4 protein-coding genes are annotated in these 7350 nt (G+C 71.3%); all 4 read left to right on the top strand.

What is annotated here, in order from left to right; translation table 11 throughout:
• The first annotated feature begins 861 nt into the window (after window positions 1-861).
• The 4 genes from BLV01_RS13920 to BLV01_RS13905 all read left to right on the top strand — a co-directional run bounded on the left by BLV01_RS13920 (window position 862) and on the right by BLV01_RS13905 (window position 7254).
• Entirely contained in the window at window positions 862-2874 is a 2013-nt protein-coding gene (locus BLV01_RS13920) for an acetyl/propionyl/methylcrotonyl-CoA carboxylase subunit alpha (protein ID WP_091800565.1), read from the top strand.
• Window positions 2875-3179: 305 nt separating this feature from the next.
• The gene (locus tag BLV01_RS13915) at window positions 3180-3791 is read left to right on the top strand and encodes a hypothetical protein (RefSeq protein WP_091800562.1); all 612 of its coding nucleotides are present in this window, start codon (window positions 3180-3182) and stop codon (window positions 3789-3791) included.
• On the top strand, window positions 3788-4699 hold the full coding sequence (locus tag BLV01_RS13910; RefSeq protein WP_091800559.1) for a hydroxymethylglutaryl-CoA lyase: 912 nt from the start codon (window positions 3788-3790) through the stop codon (window positions 4697-4699). The genes BLV01_RS13915 and BLV01_RS13910 overlap by 4 nt, the downstream gene beginning before the upstream one ends.
• Window positions 4696-7254, top strand: coding sequence for a sensor domain-containing protein (locus BLV01_RS13905; protein WP_091800555.1), 2559 nt, complete (start codon window positions 4696-4698; stop codon window positions 7252-7254). The genes BLV01_RS13910 and BLV01_RS13905 overlap by 4 nt, the downstream gene beginning before the upstream one ends.
• Window positions 7255-7350: the final 96 nt, after the last annotated feature.

The following is a 7350-nucleotide window of genomic DNA, read 5'->3' as shown; positions in this document are numbered from 1 at the left end:
AAAAGCACTTTCTTTGGTTACTTTCTTTGTTGCTTTGGACAAAGAAAGTGACCCGGCCGCTTGCGGACGGAAGCTTTGGATCTTCGCTTGTCGTCAAGCGTACGCACACGCAAAGGCCGAACCCACCGCGGCACGCCCTCTGTAGGAGCGGCGCAAGCCGCGACCGCGCCATCGCGGCGATTGCGTAAGTTTCGTCGTAAGTTGTGTTGTCGCGGTCGCGGCTTGCGCCGCTCCTACAGTCGGATACGCAACTCTGCTGCCGTCGTTAACGAACGAGTGACGACAAGCGACAATCAAAGGCTTTCGTCCGCAAGCGGCCGAGTTACTTTCTTTTGGCAGCGCGCCAAAAGAAAGTAACCAAAGAAAAACGCTTGTCTAAAGTCACAAGCCACTAAGTCCAGCACCCGACGCCGGGATGCGCCGTAAGGGGCGTCCTGCCCCTACGGCGCACGCGCGCATCCATGCGCGCGCCCTCCGGGTCTGCGGAACGTGGGCTTCGCGTGGGGTTGCGTCAAAGCCAACAGCAACAGCGATGGCGATGGCGTCAGTACCGGTAGCGTCAGCGGCAACGGTACTGGCACCGGCGCCTCTCACGGCAAACCAACAACAGCGCCAGACATCACCTCAACCACCGCCAACGGCCACCACCCCGCCTCTTCAGCACCACCCCGTATGGCGCCCACAACACACGCCCGAACCACATAACCGGGCATCCTGTCGCGCAAACCCCGCCCGCCATCGCACTGCCGAGGCGACAGCCGGCCCGCCTTCGGCCAAAATCCCCCCATCGCGCCGGCCCGCCGCCGCGGCCGTCCGCCTTCCCTTCCACGCGCGTCCGCGCCACCGACCTGCGAAGTGCCCATGTTCGAGAAGATCCTGATCGCCAATCGCGGCGAAATCGCCTGCCGGGTGATCCGCACCTGCCGCACGCTCGGCATCCGCACCGTCGCGGTCTATTCCGAGGCCGACGCCGACGCCCAGCACGTGCGCCAGGCCGACGAGGCCTATCCCATCGGCGGTCCGCGCCCGGCCGAGAGCTATCTGCGCGGCGACGCGATCATCGAGGTCGCCCGCCGCTGCGGCGCGCAGGCGATCCACCCCGGCTACGGCTTCCTCAGCGAGAACGCCGACTTCGCCGACGCGGTCGAGGCCGCCGGGATCGCCTTCATCGGCCCCAAGGCGGCGTCGATGCGCAAGATGGGCAGCAAGGCCGGCGCCAAGGAGCTGATGCAGGCCGCCGGCGTGCCGGTGGTGCCGGGCTACACCGGCGAGGACCAGGACCCGGCCCTGCTCCAGCGCGAGGCCGACGCCATCGGCTATCCGCTGATGATCAAGGCCGCCCACGGCGGCGGCGGCAAGGGCATGCGCATCGTGCGCGAGTCGGGCGAGTTCGCCGCCAACCTGGAAAGCTGCCAGCGCGAGGCGCGCAACGCCTTCGGCCGCGACCGGGTGCTGCTGGAGCGCTATGTCGAGCGCCCGCGCCACATCGAGATCCAGATCTTCGGCGACGACAGCGGCCAGGTGATCCACCTCAACGAGCGCGAATGCTCGGCCCAGCGCCGCTACCAGAAGGTGCTGGAAGAATCGCCCTCGCCGTTCCTGACCCCGCAACTGCGCGCGCAGATGGGCGCCGCCGCGGTCCAGGCCGGCCACGCCATCGACTACGTCAACGCCGGCACGGTCGAATTCATCGTCGGCCAGGACGGCGGTTTCTATTTCATGGAGATCAACACCCGCCTGCAGGTCGAGCACCCGGTCACCGAACTCGTCACCGGCCTGGACCTGGTCGAATGGCAGCTGCGCGTGGCCGCGGGCGAACCGCTGCCGCTGGCGCAGGACGCGATCGTCCAACGCGGCCACGCGATCGAGGTGCGGCTGTACGCCGAAGACCCGGAAGCCGGCTTCCTGCCCGGCTCGGGCAAGCTCGAACGCCTGCGCCTGGCGGCCGCCGACGCCCACGTGCGGCTGGATTCGGGCGTGGTCGAAGGCGACACGGTGACGATCTTCTACGACCCGATGATCGCCAAGCTGATCGTCTCCGACGCCGACCGCCCGCGCGCGCTGGCGCGGCTGCGCGCGGCGCTGGCCGACAGCGAGATCGCCGGGCCGAAGTCCAACATCGAGTTCCTGGAACGGCTGGCGCGGCATCCGGCGGTGGTCGAGGGCACCATCGACACCGGTTACCTCGACCGCCACCTGGACGAGTTCATGCCCGCCGCGCACGCCGACGAGGCCGGCGACGCCGACTTGCTGGCCGGCGCCGCGGTGGCCGAGTTGCTGGCGCAGGAGCGCCGCACCCGCGCCGATGCCGCGGCCTCGAACGATCCGACCTCGCCCTGGGCCGTCGCCGACGGCTGGCGCCTGGGCCACGGCGGTCGCCGCAGCCTGGCCTTCGTGCGCCGCGACCAGCGCCTGGAACTGTCGGCGCAGGGCAGCGCCGGCGACTACCGCATCGACGGCATCGGCGCGGCCACGGTCGAGGTGCGCGGCGCGCGCCTGGCCGGCGACGAACTGAGCCTGCGCATCGACGGCCGCGCCCGCCGCCTGCGCGCGCTCGGCGACGGCGCGCGCGTGGTCGTGCACGACGGCGAGCGCCGCCTGCGCCTGGACGCGGTGCCGGTGTACCGCCACGAAAGCAGCGCCGCCGGCGGTTCGGGCAACAGCGTCAACGCACCGATGCCGGGCCGGGTGGTGGTGGTCAAGGCCGCCCCGGGCGATGCGGTCGAGGCCGGCCAGGAGGTGATGGTGATCGAAGCGATGAAGATGGAGCTGAGCCTGAAGGCCCCGCGCGCCGGCACCATCGCCGAGATCCGCGCCGCCGCCGGCGACTTCGTCGAGGCCGACGCGGTGCTGGCGACGCTGGAAAGCGCCTGAGCCACGGCCGATGCCGCCGCCGGCGCGCTGCGCGCCGGCGCGGGTTCGGCCGGGATCGGTCGCGCGGCCGCAGGCTGCGCCAGGATCGCTTGCGCGGCCGCGGGCCCGGCGGCGGCCGAATGCGGTGGCTGCGGGCCCGCCGAATCGCGCGCCACGTGGCCTTCGCTGCCGGGTCGGCGCCGGTCCGGCCCGCCGCCCCGCAACGCTGTGTCGCCGCAACCGGGCCATTTCGCGCTTGCGCGGCCGGCCGGCGCCGCCATTTCACGTTTGTCCCGTTGGATGCTTTTTTCCTGCGCAAAGCCGCCATGAACCTGCCGACCCCTTCCCTGTCCCGCGCCGTCCGGCGCCTGGCCCTGGCCGCGCTGCTGGCCGGCCTGTCCGCCTGCGTCGCCTTCGAGCGCGCCCCGGTCGCCGAGCTGCGCTGCGACCCCGACCTGGCCGGCACCTGGACGGTCAAGGCCGGCGGCAACCTCAGCAAGACCGTACGCATCGACGCGCGCTGCCACACCGAGGACTGGCCGGGCATGGACGACCGGCCGGTGGCGCTGGACCTGAGCGGCTTCGCCATCGGCCAGGACCGCTACATCGCGCTCACCCCCGAGCAGGCCCAGCGCGCCATCGGCGCCGACGCCGGCAGCCTCGCCGGCACCGCGCCCAAGGGCTCGGTGTTCCTGGTGCTGTACCGCCTCACCCCGAACGGGCTGGACGCCTGGCTGCCCGATTCGCAGCGCGCGCTCGACGCGATCGCCCGCGGCGGGCTCGCCGGACGCCGGCTCCAGGACCGTTTCGCCCTGGTCCAGGGCACGCCCGAGCAGTTGCGCGATACCCTCGCCCAACGCCTGAATCTCTTGTACGACACCGACAGAAAGGCCATGGTGTTCCAACGCGCCAAGGCCGCCCGCCAGGATTCTCCATGAACCAGCCCGCTACCCCGCCCGCGTCCGTGCGCATCGTCGAAGTCGGCCCGCGCGACGGCCTGCAGAACGAAAAGACCCATATCGCCACCGCCGACAAGATCGCCCTGATCGACCGGCTCTCGGCCACCGGCCTGCGCAGCATCGAGGCCACCAGCTTCGTCAGCCCCAAGTGGGTGCCGCAACTGGCCGACGCCGCCGAGGTCTTCGCCGGCATCGCGCGCAGGCCCGGCGTGCATTACCCGGTGCTGGTGCCCAACGAACAAGGCTACGAACGCGCGCGCGCCGTCGGCGTGGAGGAGATCGCGGTGTTCACCGCCGCCTCCGAGGCGTTCAACCGCAAGAACATCAACGCCTCCATCGACGAATCGCTGGCGCGCTTCGCGCCGGTGATGGCGCGCGCCAAGGCCGACGGCGTGGCCGTGCGCGGCTACGTCTCCACCGTGCTCGGCTGCCCCTACCAGGGCGCGGTGCCGGTCGCCGACGTGGTGCGGGTGGCGCGCGCGCTGTTCGATATGGGCTGCTACGAGATATCGCTCGGCGACACCATCGGCGTGGGCACGCCGGGCAAGGCCCGGGCGATGTTCAAGGCGGTCGCGGCCGAAGTCCCGCTGGCCGCGCTGGCCGTGCATTTCCACGACACCTACGGCCAGGCGCTGGCTAACATCCTGGCCTGCCTGGAAGAAGGCGTGGCGGTGGTGGATTCGGCCGTGTCCGGCACCGGCGGCTGTCCCTACGCCAAGGGCGCCAGCGGCAACGTCGCCAGCGAGGACGTGGTCTACATGCTGCACGGCCTGGGCGTGAGCACCGGCGTGGACATGGACGCGCTGGCCGACACCGGCCGCTGGCTGGCCGCCCTGCTCGGCCGCGAGACCGGCAGCAAGGTCGGCAAGGCGCTGGCCGCGGCGTGAAGCCCGCACCGCCCGCCGACGACCGGCCAGGCGCCGCCGACGGGGCCGCGCCGCAGGACGCGCTCGCCGCGCTGGACGCGGCGTTGCGCGACCCGCGCCTGCCCGCGCCGCTGCGCGAGGACCTGCAGCGCGCCGCCGATGCGTTGCGCCGCGAACGCGGCCAGGCCGCGCTGTTCCGCGAGGCGTTCGACGCCATCCCCGACCTGGTCACCGTGCTCGACGAAGCAGGCACGGTGGTCGAAATCAACCGCCACGGCACCGACGCGCACCGGCGCCGGCGCGAGGACATCCTCGGCCAGCCGATCCACGTGCTCAATCCGGAGCTGCCCAAGGACCACCTCGCGCCGGTGTGGGAAACCCTCAACCGCGGCGACAGCTACCTCGTCGAAGTCACCAACAAGCGCGGCGACGGCACCCGCTTCCCGGTGGAAGTGCATTCGGCCGGCTTCGTCCACGACGGCGAGCGCCGCATCGTCGCGGTCGCGCGCGACCTCAGCACCCGCCAGGAGGACGAACTGCGCTTCCGCGAGCTGGTCGAGTCCATCGACCGCGGCCTGATCGTGCAGGACCACTCGCTGCGCATCGTCTACGCCAACAGCGCGGCGATGAGCCTGCTGTCGCTGCACAGCGGCCAGAGCATCGCCGACGAGCTGCGCTCGGGCCAGTGGATGGTGGTCGACGAGCGCGGCCACGAACTGGCGCCGGAGCAATACCCCTCGCGCATCGCCCTGGACACCGGCGCGGTGGTCGGCAGCACCGTGCTCGGGCTGTACCACCGCAGCCGCCGCGAACTGATCTGGCTGTCGATCACCGCGGTGCCGCAGTTCCCGCCCGGCGGCGACTGCCCCGACCAGGTGTTCGCGCTGTTCTCCAACATCACCGAACTCAAGCGCGACAGCGCCCTGTTCGACCGCGCCCAGGCCCTGGCCCAGATCGGCGGCTGGGAATGGGACGCCGGCCGCGACCGGCTCTACCTGACCTTCGAGGCCCAGCGCATCCTCGGCCGCGACCCGGCGCCGGCGCGGATCGAGGAGCTGATCGAGTGCCTGCAGCCGCTGGACCGCCACCGCCTGCGCAATGCGCTGGAACGCACCATCGCCGGCGGCCGCAGCCTGGACCTGGAGCTGCAGGGCCTGCGCGCGGACGGCAGCGGCTTCTGGGTGCGCGCGATCGCCGACGCCGGCGCCGGCGACGTGATCCGCCAGGTCCTGACCGGGACCTTGCAGGACATCACCGAACGCAAGCAGGAAGAAGAACAGCTGCGCATCCAGGCGCGCAGCGACCCGCTGACCGGCCTGCTCAACCGCGACGCCGTGCTCGACGACCTGGAACGCCGCCTCGACGCGTTCCCGCACGCGCCGCTGGCGGTGCTGTACATCGACCTGGACCGCTTCAAGGTGGTCAACGACATCCTCGGCCACGCCGCCGGCGACCGCCTGCTGGCCTCGGCCGCGCGGCGCATCCGCCACGCGGTCGGCGACCAGGCCCAGATCGCCCGCTTCGGCGGCGACGAGTTCCTGGTGGTGTGCTCGCTCGACGGCGACGCCACCCGCGCCGAGCGTCTGGCCGACGCGATCCTGGAGATCTTCGGCGACAGCTTTCGCGTCGACGGCGAGGAATTCAGCATCACCGCCAGCATCGGCATCGCCCAGGCGCCGCTGGACGGGCGCACCGCGCAGCAGCTGATCCAGAGCGCCGACGTCGCCATGTACGACAGCAAGCGCCGCGGCCGCAACAGCTGGCAGGCGTTCACCCCGGAACTGGCCGAGCAGCAGCTGTACCGGCTGCAGTTGGAAACCCACCTGCGCCGCGCCGTGCACAACGACGAGTTCCACCTGGTCTACCAGCCGCAGGTGAACCTGCACGACGGCCGCGTGGTCGCCGCCGAGGCGCTGATCCGCTGGCGCAACCGCTCGCTCGGCGAGATGCGTCCGGACCGCTTCATCGACCACGCCGAGACCACCGGCGACATCGTCGGCATCGGCGGCTGGGTGCTGCACGAGGCCTGCCGCCAGTTGCGCCAATGGCGCGACCAGGGCCTGGCGATCGAGCGCGTCGCGGTCAACGTCTCCTACCGCCAGTTCCTCGGCGACGACCTCGGCCACACCGTCGCCGCCGCGCTGGCCGAACACGGCCTGCCCGGCAGCGCGCTGGAACTGGAATTCACCGAACGCGTGCTGATCGAAGACGCGCCCGACACCGTGCGCACCTTCGCCCGCCTGCGCGAACTCGGGGTGAGCCTGTCGATCGACGACTTCGGCGAAGGCTACAGCGCGCTCAACTACATCCGCCGCCTGCCGATCCACGGGCTCAAGCTGAGCCAGTTGTTCGTCCAGGGCGTGCCGGACAACCAGTCCGACGTGGCGGTCTGCCAGGCGGTCACCGGCATCGCCCGCAGCCTCGGCCTCGGGCTGGTCGCCGAAGGCGTGGAGACCGAGCGCCAGCGCGCGTTCCTGCGCGAACTCGGCGTCCTGATCGGCCAAGGCTTCCTGTTCGCGCCCGGCCTGCCGCCGGACGAACTGCGCGACTACTGCCGCGCGCAAGTGCGTCACTGAGCCGCCTGCGCCCTACTGAAGCGATGCAGGCGCGACGCGAATCGCAGCCGCCGACGCACGCGCGGTTTCGCGGTCGCGGCTCGCGCCGCTCCTACA

Source organism: Lysobacter sp. yr284, assembly GCF_900107375.1.
GTDB lineage: Bacteria > Pseudomonadota > Gammaproteobacteria > Xanthomonadales > Xanthomonadaceae > Lysobacter.
This window is presented reverse-complemented; position numbering and strand designations above follow the sequence as displayed.